The organism is Crocosphaera sp. XPORK-15E (genome assembly GCF_034931425.1).
Lineage (GTDB): Bacteria > Cyanobacteriota > Cyanobacteriia > Cyanobacteriales > Microcystaceae > UHCC-0190.
The window spans coordinates 78,032-97,395 of sequence record NZ_JAYGHQ010000021.1; the positions used below are offsets into that span (position 1 = coordinate 78,032).

Consider the following 19,364-nt stretch of genomic DNA (forward strand, 5'->3'; position numbering starts at 1 on the left):
TTAATTAGGAAGTAAACGGGCTGAATGAGCATAGAAACTAGCATTGTTTAGGGCTTTAATTACCGTGGCTTCATTTTGTACCCAATAATTTTGGTTGAAGCGAATTAATTGTTTATTTTTGCCCTTTCCTATGGTAGCAATAACCGGAGTTTTTGCTTTGTTTTTATCGCCAGAATATTCCTGGAGAATAGCTTTTAAACTGTTTAGACTGTGATTAGGAGGATTATCTATTGCCTGTTCAAAGGTTAAATTAACAATCACTATTTTCAGGCTTTCAACTACTTCAGCATCTTCAACAATTAACTGTATTTTCTCCTCTCTACGATCAACTTTTCCCCAAATAATTAAGTGAGCATCTTCAATTAATAAATCCTTAATTTGTTGATAAGCCTCGGAAAAAACAACACCTTCAACTTGTCCTGACACATCTTCTAAAGTCAAAAAAGCCATCTGCTCACCTTTTTTAGTGATATGTTGTTTGACAGCATTAATCATGACAATAGCACTTACTTTTTTTCGAGAATTATGATTTTCTAATTCACTTAAATTGATCGGAGATAAAATTTGAGCCGCTTTGCTAATCGCTTTTAAAGGATGTTCAGAAATATAAAAGCCTAGATGTTCTTTTTCTAGCTTTAATTTTTCTTGTAAGGAATAATCAATAACGCCTGGAGAACTAGGAGCTTGAGCAAATTCATGATTATTTTCTTGACTATTTGATGAATCAGTCCCTAATAAATCTAATAAGTTCATTTGACCGCTTTCTTTTTCTTTTGCTCGTTTTTGCGCCCAAGAAATAACCAACTCTACATCACCAATTAATTGCTTGCGATTGGCATTTAATTTATCAAATGCCCCACAATAAATTAACGTTTCTAAGGCCCTTTTATTCACTACTCTTAAGTCAACACGAGAGCAAAAATCAGGCAAAGATTCAAACTTTTCTTCCGCTTCTTCCCTCGCTTTTATAATATTTTCAATTGCCCCTTCTCCTAAGTTTCTAACTGCCGATAAACCAAAGAGAATTTTTCTGCCGATGGGTGTAAAATCTTTCTGAGAACGATTGATGTCTGGAGGTTGAACATCAATGTTCATTTTTTGACAGTTTTCTAGATATTTTTCGACTTTATCTTGATTGTCACTACTGGCCGTCAATAAAGCGGTCATATATTCGACAGGATAATTGGCTTTTAAATAAGCAGTTTGATAGGTAACATAAGCATAGGCAGTAGAATGGGATTTGTTGAAACAATTGGAGGCAACTGCACCATTTGCTAAGAGAAAATTATGGTCATTTTCTACCCCAATATCGTAAACCGTTTGTATCCCTAAAGACTGACGACGAATAATTTTAACCATGATAGTTCAATTGATTTTTTCTGTAACAAATAACTTAATTTCCATCAGAAAGCTTTGATGTTCAATCAGGGGAAATCTTTTAATACAATTCATATTTAAGTAAGGTACAAGGAAGAGAACCATTATAAACAGGAATTCTGCGAGCAGTTCTTAACCCAATTTGCTTACTTAATTCTTTATTTCCTGTCAAAACATAAGCTGTCCACCCTTTAAAACGTTGTTTAAAAACATCTCCCAATAATGTATATAATGCTCCTAATTCTTGAGTATTTCCTAAGCGTTTACCATAAGGAGGGTTACAAATAATAATACCTTGATCTGTCGGTGGTTCAACATTTTCTAAGGACATTTGTGTTAATTTAATATGATGATCAATGTTGCATTTTTTTGCATTTATTTGGGCTTGTTGAATTACGTCTAAATCACGGTCGCTGCCAAAAATTGGGGCTTCAAGTTGATGATTTTGACTGTTGATTGCTTCTTTAATTATTGTATCATATAACTGGGAATCAAAATCAGACCAATGCTGAAAACTAAAGGAGTCTCTAGCTAAACCAGGAGCAATATTTAAGCTTTTTAAGGTAGCTTCTATGGGTAGAATTCCTGACCCACATAAGGGATCTAAAAAAGGCAAATTAGGAGTCCAATTAGCCAGATCTAATATAGCAGAAGCCAAGGTTTCTTTTAAAGGTGCAAGTCCCATAGCGGGGCGATATCCCCTTCTATGTAAACTCTCTCCTGAACTATCTAAACTTAAAAAACAACGATTTTCATAAATATGGGCATTGATTAAAATATCAGGATATTTAGGATCAATATAAGACCGTTCTTTAAAGCGATCTTGTTGTTGATCTACAATAGCATTTTTAACCTGTAATGCGGTAAAATGACTATGATTTAATTGTTGATTACTGCCTGTACAATTGACAGCAAATGTTTGATCTGGTTGTAAATATTCAGTCCAATCTATTTGTTGTACACTGTCATAAAGTTGAGTAGAATTAGCACTAGGTATGGTTTGGATAGGAACTAACACTCTAAAAACGATTCTTGACCATAAATTAACCTTATAAAGTAAAGATTTATCCCCTTGAAAATGAACCCCAGTAAACTCAGGTTTCACCGATATTGCCCCTAATTTTTCTAATTCCTGAGCAGCAATTTCTTCTAGTCCTCTGGCAACGGTAGCAAAATAATTGTTAGTCATAAAGTTAAGCTAAATTCTTGATAGATTTCCCACATTTTACCATTATGGAGTAGTAACGTCAGTTTATCAATGATAAATTCAAAATAAAATTTTTTATCTTGAAACTCTGACCAAGCAAGATAAAAATTGGGTTTCGTTAAATCTCGAAAACCAACGGTTAAATGAGGAGAAAAAGGACAATTTTTAGAAATTGGATTAACAATATTTAAGGAAGATTCAAGATGGGACATCAAGTTTTTTTGAATCAATAAAAGTTCTTGATTCTTGAGAACATTAATATAAATAACGCGAGGTTTAAAAGCAGCAAATCCGTCTAATATCATGGGAATGGATAACTGAGACTGTGAAAAGTTCTGTAATGCTTCAATTAATAAAGATAAAGCCTCAATTTCCCATTCAAAAGGCGGTTGTAAAGTAACATGAGGCGGTGATTTTAGGGCAGCATGGCTATTATAAACCTCAGAAAAATATTGCTTGATTTTATGAGCTTCTAATTGAACTTCCTGGGGAGGCAGTAAAGCAATAAAAAATCGTTTTTTTGATGAGTTCATATCGGTTTTATCTATGGTATTCTAAGCAATTTCATCAGGATTAATGCCTAGTTTCCGCAATTTTTTAGCTAAGATAGCTGCACGTTGTTGTGCTTCTTCTTTGGCTATTTTCTCCTGTTCTTTAGCTAACCTTTCCTGTAAAGCTGTTTCTTGAATCGTTGGTACTAATTCCCCTTCCCTTGTGAAGTAACGCAATTTACTGTCTAATATTCCTAAATATAACTCTAGTTGCTCACTCCATAAATATCCCCTTTCATTAGGTGTAATTTCTTGATATTGCCCATTCATCAAACTAAATCCCTCAAACTCTAAGGTATTAGGATCAAACCCAAAATAATCGGGAGTGCGAAACGTATTTTGATAGAGATCTTTTTTACGGGTTCGATCAATATTAGCCGTAGAATCTGAGAGAATTTCGATAATAACATTAGGATATTTGCCCCCTTCTCCCCAAACTACCCAACTTTTACGAGGACGTTTTTCCGTATCTAAAACCACAAAAAAATCAGGGCCACAGAAATCTCTCTTTTTTAATTGTTCTTCGTTGTAATAAATGGTCAGATTACCTGAAGCGTAGTAATTTGTTTTTTCTTGCCATAACCAATCAAGACAAGTTAATAATAAGATAATCTGTTGTAAATGTAAGTCACTTTCCAAAGGCGGTTCATCACTCCATAAATCAGTGGGAGGACAGGTAATATCGGAGGTAAGATCTAGGGTTGTCATAATTTTAACCCGTTGCAGCAGTTAGATTAATAATAGCAAATTTATTTGTGCCTATCTAATTATATAATGAGATTAGCCTATTTGTCCCTTACGAATCATTAATATTATGCCCTGGTTTGTTAAAATTGAAAAAGGAATTGTCAATAAAGCAACCTTTGATCAGTATGTTCCTGCTCATCAAAAATATGTCCGAGAATTAATTAACAAAGGACATCAGGCAAAAACAGGATACTGGGGAGATTTTGGGGGAGGAATGTTATTATTTACAGCAAAATCCTTAGTAGAAGCCAAAATAATTGTTTCCCAAGATCCTTTAATTCTCAATGGTTGTGTTGACTATGAACTTCATGAATGGTGTATTCTGGTTGAATAATTCCTAATCTATAAGATTAGCTGAAACAATGAAAGTTAACTCTCGATCTAAGTTACATCAAAAGACTTATACCAAACTTTTAATCGCTTTAATTATTGTTTTTTTTGTGTCTTCTTTGGTGACTAATAGAATTACCGGGCTTATTCTATCTTTATGTTTTTTACTCAGTAACTTATTAACCTTAGAAGCTTTATCAATTAATCCAAAATTTTTAACCCTGTTGAGAATCATTGCAGGAACAGGATTTATTTTTGATGTTTTTTATTTTCCTCAATATGAATATTTTTCTGAAAAACTATCCGTCATTGCTTATATTTGTTACGCCGCTTTCTGTTTAGCTGCCATTCTTGTTATTAGTAAAAGAATTTTTTCGACTAAAAAAGTCTCTCAGGATATTTTGAGAGGCGGCATCTGTGTTTATCTTTTACTAGGCTTATTTTGGTTCTTACTCTATCGTATTATTTTCCTATTTGATCACGAAGCGTTTACCAATTTATCTGGCAATAATGTCGGTTATCAACTCTCCTATTTCAGCTTTACCACCTTAACCACCCTAGGCTATGGTGATATTACTCCAGTTCATAGTTTTGCCATGACTTTAACCAATGCTCAAGCAATTATTGGACAATTATATCCCGCCATTTTTATTGCCAGATTAGTTAGTTTATATCAACATGATTTAGACAATACTGATCAATAAATTTAATTAATCTTAACGGAAAACATCAAAATTTCTTCTTGAATTCCTTTTAATTGTAGAGATTGAATCGGGGTAATTTCTTGAGGGGTTAAAAATTTAGCCACCGTTTCTGACACTAAAATCATGTCACTCTCGGCCACTTCTTGCAACCGAGCCGCAATATTAACCGCCGGCCCGATCGCCGTATAATCAGAGCGTTGTCCCCCGCCAAACATCCCCACCACCGCCATTCCTTGATGAATACCACAGCGAAACTGTACCGGAGTCTGGACTAACCCTTGAGACTGCCATTGTTCATTTAAAGAGTCTAACTGATGGTGCATTCCTCTCGCAACAGCGATCGCCCGATGAACTTGCTCAGGGGGGGTTAAGTCTTCCGGGGCCCCAAACAAGGCCACAACTGCATCCCCAATAAATTTATCCACCGTTCCCCCAGATTGAAAAACTGCCACAGTCATCGCTTCTAAATATTCATTTAACAGGGTAGCAACTCCTTGGGTTCCTAACTGATTGGCCAAGAGAGTAAACCCCACCAAATCAGTAAATAAAATCGTCACTAAACGGGGTTCAGGGGTTAAATCTAAACTTAATTCTCCTGTTGCCACCTTATTAACAATAGAAGGAGGTAAAAACCGTTTTAAAACCGATTCAGTAAGGTATTGATTTAACTGTTTTACCTGTTGTTCACTGTGGCGTAATTGTTCAGCCTGTTGTTTCATTTTTTCATAAAGTCTGGCCTGTTGAACAGCAATTGCAGCTTGAGAAGCAACCCCTTGAGCTAAACTAATTTCTGAGGATAACCAATGACGGGGACAAGCAATTTGTCTTAAAGAAATACTGCCAATAATTTCCTCATCCACGATTAATGGCACAATTAATAAGGCTTGGGCTTCTTCTCGTAAAGGTAAGTCAAATTGATTCATCTCAGGATGATGATCCATGTTTTCTAAGATAACAGGTTTTAGAGTGTGAAGAAGCTTTTGTAAAACCGGATTATCAACGATAGGAACAATAGATTGAGGGAAGGGATTAATATTACCTTTTTGTCGATCATAAAGGCCAACACATTGCACAAATTGATCCTTTTTTGTCCATAAAGAAAGGGCGCATCCATCCACTTTTAACCCATTTCCTAATTCATGAGTAATAGCGGTAAAAATCATTTGAGGATCGAGACTAGAACGAATGGCCGCAGTAATTTTATTGATCAGAGTTTCTTGTCTTGCTAAGTCCCGAACTTGTTGATAGGCTTGAGCTTGGGAAATAGCCAAGACAATTTGTTCCGCCACCATAGCAGCGATTTGCATTTCTTCCTCTCGCCAATGGTATGAAAAACAACAATGATATAAGCCTAAAACCCCTATTAATTCTTGTTTTAAGGTCAAGGGGACTAATAAAGAAGCCCCAATATTTGTTTGTTGATAAGCTGCTTTTATCTGCTGTTCTTCCTGGGTTTTAGGCTTTCTAAAAGACTGATGATTTTTGACAGAAGAAATGATTTCAATTCCATCTATTTTTTTGATTGTTTTTTCTAAAAGTGCCAAATTAATAGGCACTTTAGATGATTTCAAATGCGTTAATTTTTGATAAATAAGACTATCACTAAATAAGCCATAAGACCGAAAGGAATACAAGAGACACCAATCAACTTTTAATAGTTGCCCTAACTGATTAATCATTCGTTGTAAAGTGTCTTCTAAAGAGGTAGTATTTAGCTGGTTCATAACAACTTACGCAGCTTTTGATAATCCAAATTATCTGTTAGTTTATCATAAAATTGTTGAAAGATTGCATTTAAAGTTATGTCAAGACGCTGAAAAATACAAAAAGCAATCGAATTTTTCCCGAAAATTTTAGCCAGGTTGTCTAAAGAGAGCAAAAGCTGATGTATAACCATGTAAAAAGGTTTCTTTCCCCACGGGGCCAATTTCTCCATTACAGAAAAATCCCCCTAAAGGAACCTCAGGAAAATAGGAAGAAAACAGTTCAGAATCAAAATTTTCATTGCTATATAAATTTTGGCCTCTACCTAAACAAGCAAACATTAAAGCCCCTTTAATCGGGGTGGATAAATTAGAAGATGACGGATGATTTTTTAGGAGAATTTCTAAATCTTCCGCCGAAGTTTGAGCATCTCGTAAATGAAATTGAATGCGCTGTCCAGGACGAACCTGATCGCCAATAGCAATGGCCCCTAATCTGGGATCAACCCCCAATAAATTACGAATTAAAAAGTCGCCAGATTGCAATTTTTCCTGAAATTCATCCCGTACAATGCCAATAAATAAAGAGTGTTGAGCTAACTGACGATCTGACTCATTTAAGGTTTCAATTAAGTCTCTTAATAAATCTAAGGGAGGCCGAATATTGCCATCTTGAGACAATTCTAAAATGACATTGCGTTCCCCCCGCACCACCTGATAAGGTTGACCAATGGGACGACATCCTTGGGCCACAATTGCTTCTACTTCAATATTGCCACTTAAGGCCAACCCCACCGTTCCCTGATGATATAACCCTGAACCCTGATCTCCGGTAGTATGATAAAACAAGGCACTAGGAACCCCCATTACACTACTACTGGTTAATCCTCCCACTTTAATCGAGTCGGGATAAGCAAAATCTAAGCCCTCTAATAAATCATTAATGCGAGTCGAGAAGGCATCCGCAAGTAAAATAAAATCGGGTCGTTGTTGAGGAGAAACCCCAAGCAACTGATGCCAAGTTTCAGGAGAACTATCGAGATCTGGTAAACTTTCGTTAAGCAAAAATGGCTGAAGTGTCACATCCGGTAAATAACCTACACTTAAACTTAAGGCCGGATTATTTTCCACTTCCTGCGCTTGAGCTTGCCCTCTTTGACCAATAATACCAGCCCCACCACAGCCGATTAAAACGGGTAAAGGCAGTTTTTCTAAGATAAGAGGGACTAATCTTGTGTAGTCACTGGCATAAGCAGACGAAATAAAAACAATTCCCAGATCAGGAGGATGAGATAAAGACTGTTTAATCTTTTCAACCACTTCCGTTACGGCCCCTTCTAAAGAAGGACGGGTTGAGAGGGCATTAGTCCACTGCATTGATGAATGATCAGTCATGGAAACTTAACGAATGTAGATAATAAAGTATAGTCTAGGACATCCCAAAAAGCTGAAACTCCCGTTACAGCAAGGATCTGGATTTTGCCTTCTGCCTTCTTCTAGATCTGAACCCTAGAGGTAGAGAAAACCGACTTCTAAAACCTTGCTTGACTCATAGCACCCTAAAATCCGTTAGGATAAATTAGTTTACTAACATCTTAGAGTTAAAGTTAGACAGTTAGAGGGATCATGAGTAACATTAACGAACAAATTGAACAGGAATTAAGCAACGCCAGAGAAGTTTGTAGTGTCGAAGGTAGTACATCCGGTGATTGTGCCGCGGCTTGGGATGCTGTTGAAGAACTGCAAGCAGAAGCTGCTCACCAACGCGAAAAAAAACCCACCCAGACATCCTTGGAAAAATATTGTGATGATAATCCTGATGCTGTTGAGTGCCGAGTTTATGATGACTAAAGGGGATGGGTTTCTCTAGTTGCCTTTTTTCCTTCTGATTCATCTTAAATCGCGCAGCAGTGAGAATTTCCGAATTTTCACTGCTTTTTTGTCTAAACTTCTTGCCAAAGTCAGGGACGGGGAACGGATTAACCTTTACAATGATTGAAGAATTTTTGAGGAATCCACAAACGCCATGGAAGATCTTTGGTTTCGACCATTAATCTGGATAGATTACCGATTAGCACTCTTATTTAATTTAATTATCCCAATTATCCTGACAATTTGGGCTTTTGCAAGACAAATGGATGCGATCGGACGTTTGCTCGTCATCTATTGGCGAGTCGCCAGTCTGTTAATAATTACTGTTTATCTCATGGCCCCTGGTTGGTTGGGGGAAAATACACCCTTTCAAGCTTTTTCTGGACAAATGGGGTTTGTGACTTTACTAGCGGCCCGTATTCTGATTCCTATTTCTTTGTGGTTTTGGCTGGACTTGAATGATGAAATCAAAGATCTACCCCCCAGTTTCCTCAAGTTAGTCTTAACATCATGGCGTTGGGCGGTTACGGTTTATTCTAGTTTAGGGGCCATGGTTGATGTGCCTTTTCTTTCCTGTGCTGTCTCTCGCAGCACCTTAGAAACGCCGTTTTGTCAAGTTTGGCTTCAAGTCCCTGTGGGTTATTGGTCAATTGTTCATCAAGACGCAACACCAGGATTTTTAGGCTTTTTGGGCTTACTTGGACTCTCTATTTATGTTCTTTATTTGGCCTATTTTTTATTGGTTCGACTGGGAAAACAAGGCAGATCTGCTTTAGAACAATGATTTAGGCATTTAAACGACTTATGCTGAGATCTTGCACCAACACCGAAAAGCTAAAAAAATCCGATTTTTAAATCATCAAAACCTGATTCTTTCGTTGCAATTTAGACAAAAAATCAGATTTTTGGTTCAGGTGCAAGATCTGAGTTTAATTACAGCAAAACTTACTTAGTTTGAAAAGAATTTTGGATCATTTTCTTCTCAACTTTTTCCGTTAATCGATCAAGTTCTGTCATTTCCCCCTCACTCAGTCGCCAACCCAAAGCACCTAAATTTTGTTCCATCTGTTTCACAGTTTTTGCCCCAGGAATGGGAATAAAACCCTTACAAATACACCAATTAATTGCCACTTGTGCCATCGTTTTCTGATGGGTTAATGCGATCGCTTTTAACCCATCTAATAGGGGACTAATTTTCGGCAACATCTGTCGGAAAAATATCCCCCGTAACCCTTTCGGAAACGGCCCTTGTTCTGTATAGTTTCCTGTTAATAATCCTAACGCTAAAGGACTATAAGCAATTAATTGAATGCCCAATTCATCACAAACTTCCTTAAGCCCTAATTCAGTCACCGGATAAGTGGATAATAAGGAATATTGAACCTGTAGGGTGACAATAGGAATATTTCTGGCTGCAAACCTCTTATATACCTGTTTAAGACGTTTTGGCCCATAATTAGATAAGCCCACCCCTTTAACTAAACCCTGCTCATAAAGATCTCCTAACCCATCTAATAAGGGCCATTCTTGCCAAGGAACATAATTTGCTGTTGACCAGTGCATCTGCACTAAATCAATATTTCTGCCCAAACGTTCGGCGGAGGCTTTTCCTGCCCTTACCATCGCCTGACGAGTCCATCGCCAGGGATAAGCCGCTAATTTCGTCGCTAAACAAATTTTATCCTGATTAGGCCCCTGATAGGCTTGGGCAAATTTTCCCAGTAAACTCTCACTGCGTCCATTAAGTTTTCCCGTCCCGTAAGAGTCCCCTGTATCAAATAAGATAACACCTTGACTCACCGCTAGATTAAACACCTGTTGTAGTGCCTCATCCATGGTTTGATTATAACCCCACAGCAGTCGATTTCCCCAGGCCCAAGTACCACAACCCATCTGAGAAAGGGACAAAGATGGGTTAATGAAAATTGGGTTTTCTTGGTAATCTTTGGGTAATTTCAGTGACGGTTGAATTTCCATCTTGTTGAATCTAGGGGTAATTATTGAGTGACGAAACTCACTTTAAAAGTGTAGCAAGCTCACTGCTTTTAAGTTTTAAAAGGCGCACAATGTTTAAAGATTCTCAAAAAAACCAACCTAGTGAGACGGCTATGATGATGAATTTATCAGATCGGGAAGTTAGACAAAAGTTTTTACAATGTAACTATAGCGTTTTATCGAGTTGTTTTTGGCATTTTCGTCAAGCACAAGGAAATGGAATGTTAGTGATTATTGTGGATGAATATGATGGCTCAATTAGCCTGGACTATGAAACAGATTTATCTCAATTATTTTCGGAAAGAACCTTAAAAAACAAGATTAACCTGAAATTACAATCCTATAATCCTAATCAGGAATTATTGGTCAGTTTTCAGTTAAAACAAGAACGACAAGCCAACTTTGACAATTGTATTTTACATTCCATTGGCTCAAGTAATTTCCCTGTTAAATTAGCCGCAGAAGTTGCTAACACCTTATTCAAACAACTTTCTTCAGAATCGGCTTTATGTCCCGCTTAATCTCCGCAATTGTTAACCATAACTAACCATCTTTTGATGGAGATAAAAACTATGGAAAATCTAATTTACAAAGGGTTAGGGTTTATTTATATCCTAAGCTTCAGTAGAATATAATCTCTAACCCTAACCTAAATTCAAGGATTTTAATACTGAGGATTAGCCGCTTCTATCAAATAAAAATCCCCATTCTTTTTATACACTAAAACCCGTTCACCTCGACCAACTGAACTACTGGGATGATGAAATTTTAATTTCGTTTTGTCCCCTAATTCTACAAATAAAATACTGCCATAAGGGCCAGAAACAACCCCAACCACTGTACCCACTAAATAAGGAGAATTACCACTTATTCTTTGAGTAGCTGCTGTGGGTTGTCCCTGAGATTGATCAATGGTTTGGGCTGTGGTCATTTGCACAGCAGAAGTTAAGGCGATAATTGGTATTATCCCGATTAAAAATCTATTCATTTTAATTCTCTCAATAGATATCACTGAGGCATTAATGTTAAAATTACCCTCAGTTGTGAACAATTTCTCTCCCTACTTCCACTCTAAAAGCACTTATTAAATCCAAGCTATAAAAATAAAATAAAATTTTTGAGTAAACCTGTAAAATTTAAGACTTAATTTAGTTTTATTTGCCCTCATATCTAGTAATAATATTAATAAGATTACGGTAGATTTCCGCCATTGGTAATTCTATGCCAACAGAATCCAAGGCAATTGATGACTCCAAGCCCTTAAAATCACTCAATAACCAACCTTGATCTTGCTTACTATAACGTTCAACAAATGGTTCATCCTGCTCCACTAACAAATATTCACAAAAGCTAGGAATTATGCGATACATCCGAAACTTACTTTCACGATCATAACTTGCAGTTGTCGGGGAAAGCACTTCAATAATTAAGAGCGGATTTAAAACTTCATCATTGCGATTATCGTTTAGTTGCGGTTCACCATCAAAAAGCATAACATCAGGATATAAACCTCTTTGATATTCAGGAATCCATAACCTTAAATCACTATTAATTGGCTCGAATTGAGTATCTCGAAGAAGGAACTTCAGAAAAGCAAAAATATTACCACCAATACGACTGTGGTTGAGTGAGCCGCCGGCCATGGGTACAATTTCTCCATCATGATATTCACTGCGTCCCTCTGTCTTTTCTTCAAGGGCGCGATATTCATCCAAGCTATAGCGATGAGCGACGTTAGCAATCATATTTTTCACCGAATCTTGTTGATTATCAATCAAGTAAGGTATGATTGATCCTCCCTTGAGCATATACTAACTAAGTTGTGTGAATATGTGAAAAAACTTGGAATTGGGCAAATACTATATTTTATTTGGTTAACACTTGGAATTAGCCTATCAATTGTTCTGGCAGGTTTCTCTGCTGAAAATATTACTCGTCTTTTAGTGATCGGGTTTATTCTTCTACAGATTGCGTTACGTTCAATATTAGTGAAAGCATTTCCTCAACTCCCGCACAAAACCCGATTTATTGTTTTAGCGACTTTCCTGGCCGCAGTTGTAGAGGGTTTTCACATGATTTCAATGCCCGTTTTTCTATCATTGCGTATTGGCCGAGATACATCCATTATGGGGGGACTAATCCAATATGGCATAGATTTAGCTTTTACCTTACCTGCTTATCTCATAATTTTTTCAGTAATTTGGTATTTTATTAACCGTTTTTATTTTAGGTTCTGGCCCTATGTTTTTGTGATGGGGTTAGCCCAAACATTAGGCGATGGTGGTTTATTTTTTTTCTTAAATGCCCCTGCAATGCTCTTTTTTCTACCCTATCCCATGACAAATTATCATGCCATAAATATTATTCCGTTCTTAGCAGTTCGTGAGCATTTGAAACAGGAACGCTCAGTCAGTTTTTTGTCCTATTTAGCAGTTCCAGCCGTAATTACAACATACCTTATTTGTGGCGCAATCATCAAGGTTTTGGGAAGATTTTTGGGGTTAGAATAGATGATGTGATTGTCAGCAATTAATTGGTAAATTTTATTCTGGCCCAGATGTCAGAAAAAATTACATTTGTTCAGGGCGATCGCCTGTATGTGGAGAAGGATTAAAATAAACTTAATGTGATCCCCTTTAGTTTTCATGGGACTTGGCAACAAGTATAAGTTAGGGGTCGATTAAATTTTCCCCGGTCTTTCCTGTTAGTAACCACAATAAAGATCGTCCTCCGTCTCTGACAATTTTTTCTAAGGATTCGGGGGAACCATGAGAAGGAACAGAAATCGGTTTTAAGACAATACCTTGACTACCAAAAACGATTTCTCCAATGACTCTGGCCCGGTTCATGTGATTATCAGATGTAATTAGATAAACACTATCAATTCCTTGGGATTTTAATTCTTTAACTAAGGTTGTAAAATTTGTTACCGTGTCTTTAGCGTGGTAGTCGAGATGAAGGCGATCGCTGTTTACCCCGGCTTTAGTAAAGATTTTGGTCGCATAGCCTTCGGGACTGCCGGAAGATACCCAGATCGGCAAATTGGGGTGTTTTAGGGCTAATTGAGCCGCAAAACGTTCTCGATCTTCGTGTCCCCCCAAGACAAAGATGGCTTCAGGTTGGACAAAATAACTTTGTAATTGTTTATAACCGAACCATAGACCGAGGGTTAACAGAGGAATGAGGGGAAAAATCCTTATTTTAGCTCTGCGAGGGGGAATAACCTTAATTTCTGGTCTGGGAGAACGTATCTTAAGCAACATGAGTCACACTCTCACACCAACATCTTAATGCGTCGATCACTATCAGGATAAACCTATTTTTGATGACGCATCTCAAACAATTATGCTCCCTTAATCAAGGCTTACCATCATTAATAATTTATAAAGAGACGGGACTGGCCGGATTTGAACCGGCGACCTAGCGCTTCAGATTGGTGTAGGTTTCCCTACTCTCTGGACTATCCCTTCACCCTAGACAGAAACTTTGTCCGTAGGTGGTGGCCGTTATGTTGTAGGTTTGTTTAATGCTATCCTATGAATTCCCCTTAGCAACCCACAACCAGTCTCTGCACCTTCTCTACTAGGGACGTAGAGCTTGGCTCAAGATTACCCTATCTTAGTCTTAGACTTAGGCTTCCTTGAGTTTGACCACATTCATGCCTGACGTTTCCGTACAGGATGCCCGATTTTTCAGGAGGCGCTTGCTCTATCCTACTGAGCCACAGCCCCATGGATTATTATATAAATATAGCATTGATGGTTAACAAGTTGACAATCCTATATGTAAATGTGACCTCCACTCATAGAACAAAGGTAATCTAATGTTTCTTTATTATCAAAAATTTTAGTAATTTTAGTTAAACGTTCTTCTAGGCTTAAATCAGGAAATGCTCGTGCTAAAATCATTTCTCTTAACAGTTGCATTCCTTCTTCAGACTGCCTTCCATCTTTGAACTTAAGAGAAACCATTGGTAAGACAAAGGGAGTTGTCAAAAATCGTTGTTTAAGGGTATTAAAATGATTTATAATAAACTTGTAACAAATGTTTACTTATTCTTTAATTAATAATGGATCTCAGTGCATTACGAGAAGAATATACCCGCAATGGCCTAACCCGCAACGATCTCGCTCAAGATCCGTTTAAACAGTTTGAAAAGTGGTTTCAGCAAGCTTGTCAAGCTGAGTTACCAGAACCAAATGCCATGAGTTTGGCCACAGTTTCGGCCCAAGGAGAACCGTCAATTAGAACGGTACTTTTAAAATATTTTGATGAAAAAGGGTTTGTTTTTTTTACCAACTACGAAAGCAATAAAGCCCAACAAATCGCAGAAAATCCCCAAGTTGCTCTCTTATTTTTATGGCTTCCTTTAGAAAGACAAGTAAAAATTCAAGGAACTGCTGCTAAAATTTCTACAGCAGAGTCTTTATCCTATTTTACAACTCGTCCTAGAGGCAGTCAATTGGGGGCCTGGTGTTCGGCGCAAAGTTCAATTATTACCTCTCGACAACTGCTAGAAATGAAGTTTGAGGAAATTAAAAACAAATTCCAGCAGGGAGAAATCCCCCTACCTTCCTTCTGGGGAGGTTATCGCATTACCCCCCGACGGTTTGAATTTTGGCAGGGGCGACCGAACCGTTTACACGATCGCTTCTCCTATATTTCCAGGGATGATGGAACTTGGGAAATCCATCGTTTAGCCCCGTAAATCCTATCCTAGCCTGACCAACTCACCCAATTAGCAGAATGGTCTGATAGGGGTTGTTCTAACTCACATTGTTGACTATCTTTTAAGGAGGCTCCTGTGGTATCAGCCACACTTAAATCGGTGTTAACAATGACCGTATGGCAAAGGTTGGCACCGCTTAAGTCAGCCCCATCTAAGTTAACTTCTTTGAGGTTAGCTCTCGTCAGATTAGCATTATGTAAATTGGCACAACGAAGATCGGCATGAGTTAAGTTAACTCCCGCTAAATTTGCTCCGCTTAAGTCGGCCCCAATGAGGTTAATTTCGGTGAGGTTAGCACCGACTAAATTAGAGTAACTCAAATCAGCATCGGTTAAGTTTGCTTGAGCGAGACAAGCACCACTTAAATCGGTTTCTTTTAAATTGGCCCCACTTAAGTCCGCACGGGTTAGATCAATTCTTTGCAAATTGAGTCCTTCGAGGTTAGCTTGATGCAGATTTTCTTCTCGAAAATTCCGTTGATTTTTAAGGTAGTGAGTAAATAATTCTCTCTCTTTCATCACTTCGCCCTCCTGATGAGCTTACGCGCTTATTTTTGGCTTAAATTTATGAAAAAATGTGTTTTGTTTAGGAACAAGTTTTCCAATCAAGGTCAAAATGTTAGCATTCAATGACTCAATTCTAAAGGATTTTACGGAGAATTATTAGTATTATTCCTTAAAAGTCAACAATATGTTATAAAACTTAATGCTTATTCATAATCGATAGGACTTAGTTTCTTGTACGGAGATCTTGCATAAAAATCACAAAACCCCGATTTTTAAAGACAGCAAACCAAGCATGACTTCGTTACTATTTGGTGAAAAATCGGGGTTTTCAAGCTAGGTGCAAGATCTCAATTGTCGGGGTAATTCATGAATTACCCCGACGGATAGGGTTTGTGCTGGAAAAAAAGAGAGCCAAGGTAGTTTTACCTTAGCTACAATTGACGCAATAATCTCCTTAAATCTTAATAGAAACTGACTATTGTTTAGGGGAACTGGGCTGAGATTGTCCCGATTGAGATTGCGTAGATTGTTGAATAAATTGAATCGTTTCTTGAGAGGGAATTAGCTGAATTTGCTTTAGCATTGCATCATCTTTTTGATGTAATGCTGCGATTAAATTCTCTAAGGGAATTACTTCTATTTTCATGGTAGCCGCGAGTTCGGGTTGCTCTTTTTTCAACCGATCTACAATGGCTTGAATTTGGGCTTTTTCAAAGAAGAAAGGAATTACTTCTTGATTATTTTGTTGAATCGTTAACATAGCTTGTTCCGGGCCACCTCTTAAAATAAAGAGAGGAACACCCCCTTCATATTGTTGTCCACTCTCACTCAAAACTTTTTTAGCTGAGTCAACCGCACTTTGCATCGGAATATAAGCAAACTTTAGCTGTTCTGGCTCTTTGCTGCTGGCGATCGCTAATTGATAGACTTGACCCAAAGAAACAGGCTGAACCTTGACTTGTTTTGCTAAATCTGGTTGAGCTTCTTTGAGTTTCCCTAAAAAAGCATCCGCATCTTGTTGACTCATAAAGACTTGGGTAACTTTTTGATTATCGGCCAAAGTCGCAATGAGTGGCCCACCTTCTGCTGTGGTAATCGTAAACACAGGAATTTGCAGGACTTTGAGAACATCTGCTTCAGGTAAGGCCAGGGCTTTAGGAAGATGACCGAACCAAGATGTTAATAGCGTACTCCCTACTAATCCTAAAGTAGCACTCCAACGGATCAAAGATTTCATATAAACTGACCTCAGATTTTACAGGTATGTATAATGGGAAAATTATCAAGATGCCCCCTCACCAGATCAGACTTTGTTGAGACTAAATTAAGTTAATCTAAACAATTTTGCCTGGAGGCTTGACCAATTTAGCTACCCTATTCGCGTCAAGACTGATTAGGTTTAGGCTAAGTTCCATTTTAGTCTCTGGACATCATACAAAGGACTTTTTCAATGAGTGGCTCCTCTGAGGACAGTTGTTGTTGTGTCGTTTTTGATAATCAATTGCCAATGATTTATTGTTAATTGTCGATTATTTCTATTAATCAAAATGAGATAAAAATCAAAAGCCTCCGGGCGTCTTGCCGTGTTTCGACTCCAAAGGCTTTTGCATATCACTCTTACTCCTCACACACAACAATAATCTATCAGTCGAAATACTTAATCACCATGATGATTGTGACACTTTGTAAATTGTCACAGACTTAAACCTTAAATTTAAGATTGTCAAAATAGTCTCTCCTCAAAAATGTTGCTAGATTGTTTGTGGTAGGGCGATCGCCCCCAAATTACCAAATTAAACGGGTATCAACCAAGCTTCAAACCCAATTATTTCGATGAACCTTAGAAGAAATTTCCAATGAACCTTGCTAATTTTCCTTGGTTAACTACCATTATTCTCTTTCCCATTGTGGCCGCCTTCTTAATTCCGATCATTCCTGACAAGGATGGTAAAACGGTCAGATGGTATGCGCTAACAGTAGGATTGATCGATTTTGTCATTATTGTCTACGCCTTCTATACAGGATACGATCTCAGCAACCCCAACCTCCAATTAGTGGAAAGTTATGCTTGGGTTCCCCAAATCGACTTAAAGTGGTCAGTGGGTGCTGATGGGTTATCCATGCCCCTAATTTTATTAACAGGGTTTATTACCACTTTGGCCACCATGGCCGCTTGGCCTGTCACCTTTAAACCCAAACTCTTTTACTTCCTGATGCTGTTAATGTACGGCGGACAAATTGCAGTTTTTGCCGTACAGGATATGTTGTTATTCTTCCTGGTGTGGGAATTAGAATTAGTCCCTGTGTATTTAATTCTCTCAATTTGGGGGGGAAAACGTCGTCTCTATGCTGCGACTAAGTTTATTCTCTACACCGCAGGGGGATCATTATTTATCCTGGTTGCTGCCTTAACCATGGCCTTTTTTGGGGATACTGTTACCTTTGATATGAGTGCGATCGCCGCCAAAGGTATTCCCCTGAATTTACAATTATTCCTCTATGCGGGTTTATTGATCGCCTATGGGGTCAAATTACCCATTTTTCCCCTGCATACCTGGTTGCCTGATGCTCACGGAGAAGCAACAGCACCGGCCCATATGTTACTGGCGGGTATTCTCTTAAAAATGGGGGGTTATGCCCTTTTAAGGATGAATGCGGGGATGTTACCCGATGCTCATGCCTATTTTGCCCCTGTCTTGGTAATTTTAGGGGTGGTGAACATTGTTTATGCAGCTTTAACGTCTTTTGCTCAACGAAACCTCAAACGAAAGATCGCCTATTCGTCCATTTCTCACATGGGTTTTGTTCTCATAGGTATGGCTTCCTTTACTGACATTGGGTTAAGTGGGGCCATGTTACAGATGATCTCCCATGGTTTAATTGGGGCGAGTCTCTTTTTTATGGTAGGTGCTACCTATGACCGTACCCATACCCTGATGTTAGATGAAATGGGTGGTATTGGCAAAAAGATGAAGAAGATATTTGCTATGTGGACAACTTGTTCCATGGCTTCTTTAGCTTTGCCTGGTATGAGTGGTTTTGTAGCAGAATTAATGGTATTTGTGGGCTTTGCCACCAGCGATGCTTATAATCCAACTTTTAAAGTGATTGTTGTCTTTTTAGCCGCAATAGGTGTGATTTTAACTCCCATTTATTTACTGTCAATGTTGCGAGAAATACTTTATGGCCCAGAAAACAAAGAGTTAGTTTCTCATACAAAACTCATTGATGCTGAACCCAGAGAGGTATTTATTATTGCTTGTTTGCTAATTCCTATTATTGGCATTGGTTTGTATCCTAAAATTGTGACCCAGATTTATGATGCAACCACCAGTCAATTAACCGCAAGATTGAGACATTCTGTGCCGAGTTTAGTGGAAAAGGTTGAAGTTGCTTCAACCTATAATATGCCACTCAAAGCACCCGCTATTAAGTAGATGTAGGGTGGGCATTGCCCACCTTTTCATCAAGTTAGCTAAATCGCCGAAAGCCCCGCGCCATAATGTACTCATTTGGCGACGGGATGGATAGGCGGGTCAACGTAGGTACGGAGTTGACCAATTAATTAATTCTCGGAGTCACTAATTAAATCGATGAGAACGGCATACCAATACAAACTACGCCCTACAAAGTTACAAGTCAT

General features: G+C 38.0%; 21 protein-coding genes. 8 read left to right on the forward strand and 13 right to left on the reverse strand.

Features of this window, described 5'->3' with window-relative positions; translation table 11 throughout:
* From VB691_RS21490 to VB691_RS21505, 4 genes are all read right to left on the reverse strand, one after another.
* Window positions 1–1,359 (reverse strand): OB-fold nucleic acid binding domain-containing protein, encoded by a 1,359-nt coding sequence (locus VB691_RS21490; RefSeq protein WP_323293578.1) that lies wholly within the window; start codon window positions 1,357–1,359, stop codon window positions 1–3.
* Window positions 1,360–1,438: 79 nt separating this feature from the next.
* Window positions 1,439–2,566 carry a THUMP domain-containing class I SAM-dependent RNA methyltransferase gene (locus VB691_RS21495; RefSeq protein ID WP_323293579.1) on the reverse strand — a complete coding sequence of 376 codons (1,128 nt, stop codon included), beginning with the start codon at window positions 2,564–2,566 and terminating at the stop codon, window positions 1,439–1,441.
* Entirely contained in the window at window positions 2,563–3,117 is a 555-nt protein-coding gene (locus VB691_RS21500) for a 2'-5' RNA ligase family protein (RefSeq protein ID WP_323293580.1), read from the reverse strand. Before VB691_RS21500 ends, VB691_RS21495 begins: the two co-directional genes overlap by 4 nt.
* Window positions 3,118–3,138: 21 nt before the next feature.
* Window positions 3,139–3,843 carry a Uma2 family endonuclease gene (locus VB691_RS21505; protein ID WP_323293581.1) on the reverse strand — a complete coding sequence of 235 codons (705 nt, stop codon included), beginning with the start codon at window positions 3,841–3,843 and terminating at the stop codon, window positions 3,139–3,141.
* 106 nt (window positions 3,844–3,949) lie between these two features.
* On the opposite strand from VB691_RS21505, the gene VB691_RS21510 reads away from it, so the two are divergent.
* Together VB691_RS21510 and VB691_RS21515 are read left to right on the forward strand one after the other, a co-directional pair.
* Window positions 3,950–4,216, forward strand: coding sequence for a hypothetical protein (locus VB691_RS21510; protein WP_323293582.1), 267 nt, complete (start codon window positions 3,950–3,952; stop codon window positions 4,214–4,216).
* 28 nt (window positions 4,217–4,244) lie between these two features.
* Window positions 4,245–4,916, forward strand: a complete 672-nt coding sequence (locus VB691_RS21515; protein WP_323293583.1) for a potassium channel family protein — start codon at window positions 4,245–4,247, stop codon at window positions 4,914–4,916.
* A gap of 2 nt (window positions 4,917–4,918) precedes the next feature.
* Here the strand turns inward: VB691_RS21515 and VB691_RS21520 are convergent, their stop codons facing one another.
* Both VB691_RS21520 and VB691_RS21525 read right to left on the reverse strand, forming a co-directional pair.
* Window positions 4,919–6,640 (reverse strand): GAF domain-containing protein, encoded by a 1,722-nt coding sequence (locus VB691_RS21520; RefSeq protein WP_323293584.1) that lies wholly within the window; start codon window positions 6,638–6,640, stop codon window positions 4,919–4,921.
* A gap of 129 nt (window positions 6,641–6,769) precedes the next feature.
* A complete protein-coding gene (locus tag VB691_RS21525) occupies window positions 6,770–7,996 on the reverse strand; it encodes an FIST signal transduction protein (RefSeq protein WP_416245404.1) in 1,227 nt (408 codons plus the stop codon).
* 249 nt (window positions 7,997–8,245) lie between these two features.
* Between VB691_RS21525 and VB691_RS21530 the strand changes: the two genes are divergently transcribed.
* The gene (locus tag VB691_RS21530; protein ID WP_323293586.1) at window positions 8,246–8,470 is read left to right on the forward strand and encodes a Calvin cycle protein CP12; all 225 of its coding nucleotides are present in this window, start codon (window positions 8,246–8,248) and stop codon (window positions 8,468–8,470) included.
* Window positions 8,471–8,645: 175 nt separating this feature from the next.
* A complete protein-coding gene (locus tag VB691_RS21535) occupies window positions 8,646–9,275 on the forward strand; it encodes a DUF3177 family protein (RefSeq protein ID WP_323293587.1) in 630 nt (209 codons plus the stop codon).
* Window positions 9,276–9,436: 161 nt separating this feature from the next.
* Here VB691_RS21535 and VB691_RS21540 read toward each other — a convergent pair whose 3' ends face one another.
* Window positions 9,437–10,468 carry an aldo/keto reductase gene (locus VB691_RS21540; RefSeq protein WP_323293588.1) on the reverse strand — a complete coding sequence of 344 codons (1,032 nt, stop codon included), beginning with the start codon at window positions 10,466–10,468 and terminating at the stop codon, window positions 9,437–9,439.
* A gap of 89 nt (window positions 10,469–10,557) precedes the next feature.
* Here VB691_RS21540 and VB691_RS21545 point away from each other — a divergent pair, with 89 nt between their 5' ends.
* On the forward strand, window positions 10,558–11,007 hold the full coding sequence (locus tag VB691_RS21545) for a hypothetical protein (RefSeq protein WP_323293589.1): 450 nt from the start codon (window positions 10,558–10,560) through the stop codon (window positions 11,005–11,007).
* 143 nt (window positions 11,008–11,150) lie between these two features.
* On the opposite strand, the gene VB691_RS21550 is transcribed toward VB691_RS21545, so the two are convergent.
* Together VB691_RS21550 and VB691_RS21555 are read right to left on the reverse strand one after the other, a co-directional pair.
* A complete protein-coding gene (locus tag VB691_RS21550) occupies window positions 11,151–11,474 on the reverse strand; it encodes a hypothetical protein (RefSeq protein WP_323293590.1) in 324 nt (107 codons plus the stop codon).
* A 166-nt stretch (window positions 11,475–11,640) separates the two neighbouring features.
* Complete coding sequence (locus tag VB691_RS21555; RefSeq protein WP_323293591.1) at window positions 11,641–12,231, reverse strand: Uma2 family endonuclease; 591 nt, start codon at window positions 12,229–12,231, stop codon at window positions 11,641–11,643.
* Between the two features lie 87 nt (window positions 12,232–12,318).
* Here VB691_RS21555 and VB691_RS21560 point away from each other — a divergent pair, with 87 nt between their 5' ends.
* Window positions 12,319–12,996 carry a hypothetical protein gene (locus tag VB691_RS21560; RefSeq protein WP_323293592.1) on the forward strand — a complete coding sequence of 226 codons (678 nt, stop codon included), beginning with the start codon at window positions 12,319–12,321 and terminating at the stop codon, window positions 12,994–12,996.
* Between the two features lie 159 nt (window positions 12,997–13,155).
* Here VB691_RS21560 and VB691_RS21565 read toward each other — a convergent pair whose 3' ends face one another.
* Complete coding sequence (locus tag VB691_RS21565) at window positions 13,156–13,749, reverse strand: YdcF family protein (RefSeq protein WP_323293593.1); 594 nt, start codon at window positions 13,747–13,749, stop codon at window positions 13,156–13,158.
* A gap of 516 nt (window positions 13,750–14,265) precedes the next feature.
* Complete coding sequence (locus VB691_RS21570; RefSeq protein ID WP_323293594.1) at window positions 14,266–14,457, reverse strand: hypothetical protein; 192 nt, start codon at window positions 14,455–14,457, stop codon at window positions 14,266–14,268.
* 98 nt (window positions 14,458–14,555) lie between these two features.
* On the opposite strand from VB691_RS21570, the gene pdxH reads away from it, so the two are divergent.
* Window positions 14,556–15,194 carry a pyridoxamine 5'-phosphate oxidase gene (gene pdxH / locus VB691_RS21575; RefSeq protein WP_323293595.1) on the forward strand — a complete coding sequence of 213 codons (639 nt, stop codon included), beginning with the start codon at window positions 14,556–14,558 and terminating at the stop codon, window positions 15,192–15,194.
* An 8-nt stretch (window positions 15,195–15,202) separates the two neighbouring features.
* On the opposite strand, the gene VB691_RS21580 is transcribed toward pdxH, so the two are convergent.
* Window positions 15,203–15,733 (reverse strand): pentapeptide repeat-containing protein, encoded by a 531-nt coding sequence (locus VB691_RS21580; protein ID WP_323293596.1) that lies wholly within the window; start codon window positions 15,731–15,733, stop codon window positions 15,203–15,205.
* A gap of 463 nt (window positions 15,734–16,196) precedes the next feature.
* Entirely contained in the window at window positions 16,197–16,958 is a 762-nt protein-coding gene (locus VB691_RS21585) for a Tic22 family protein (protein ID WP_323293597.1), read from the reverse strand.
* A 619-nt stretch (window positions 16,959–17,577) separates the two neighbouring features.
* On the opposite strand from VB691_RS21585, the gene VB691_RS21590 reads away from it, so the two are divergent.
* Entirely contained in the window at window positions 17,578–19,158 is a 1,581-nt protein-coding gene (locus VB691_RS21590) for an NAD(P)H-quinone oxidoreductase subunit 4 (RefSeq protein WP_323293598.1), read from the forward strand.
* Window positions 19,159–19,364 lie beyond the last annotated feature (206 nt).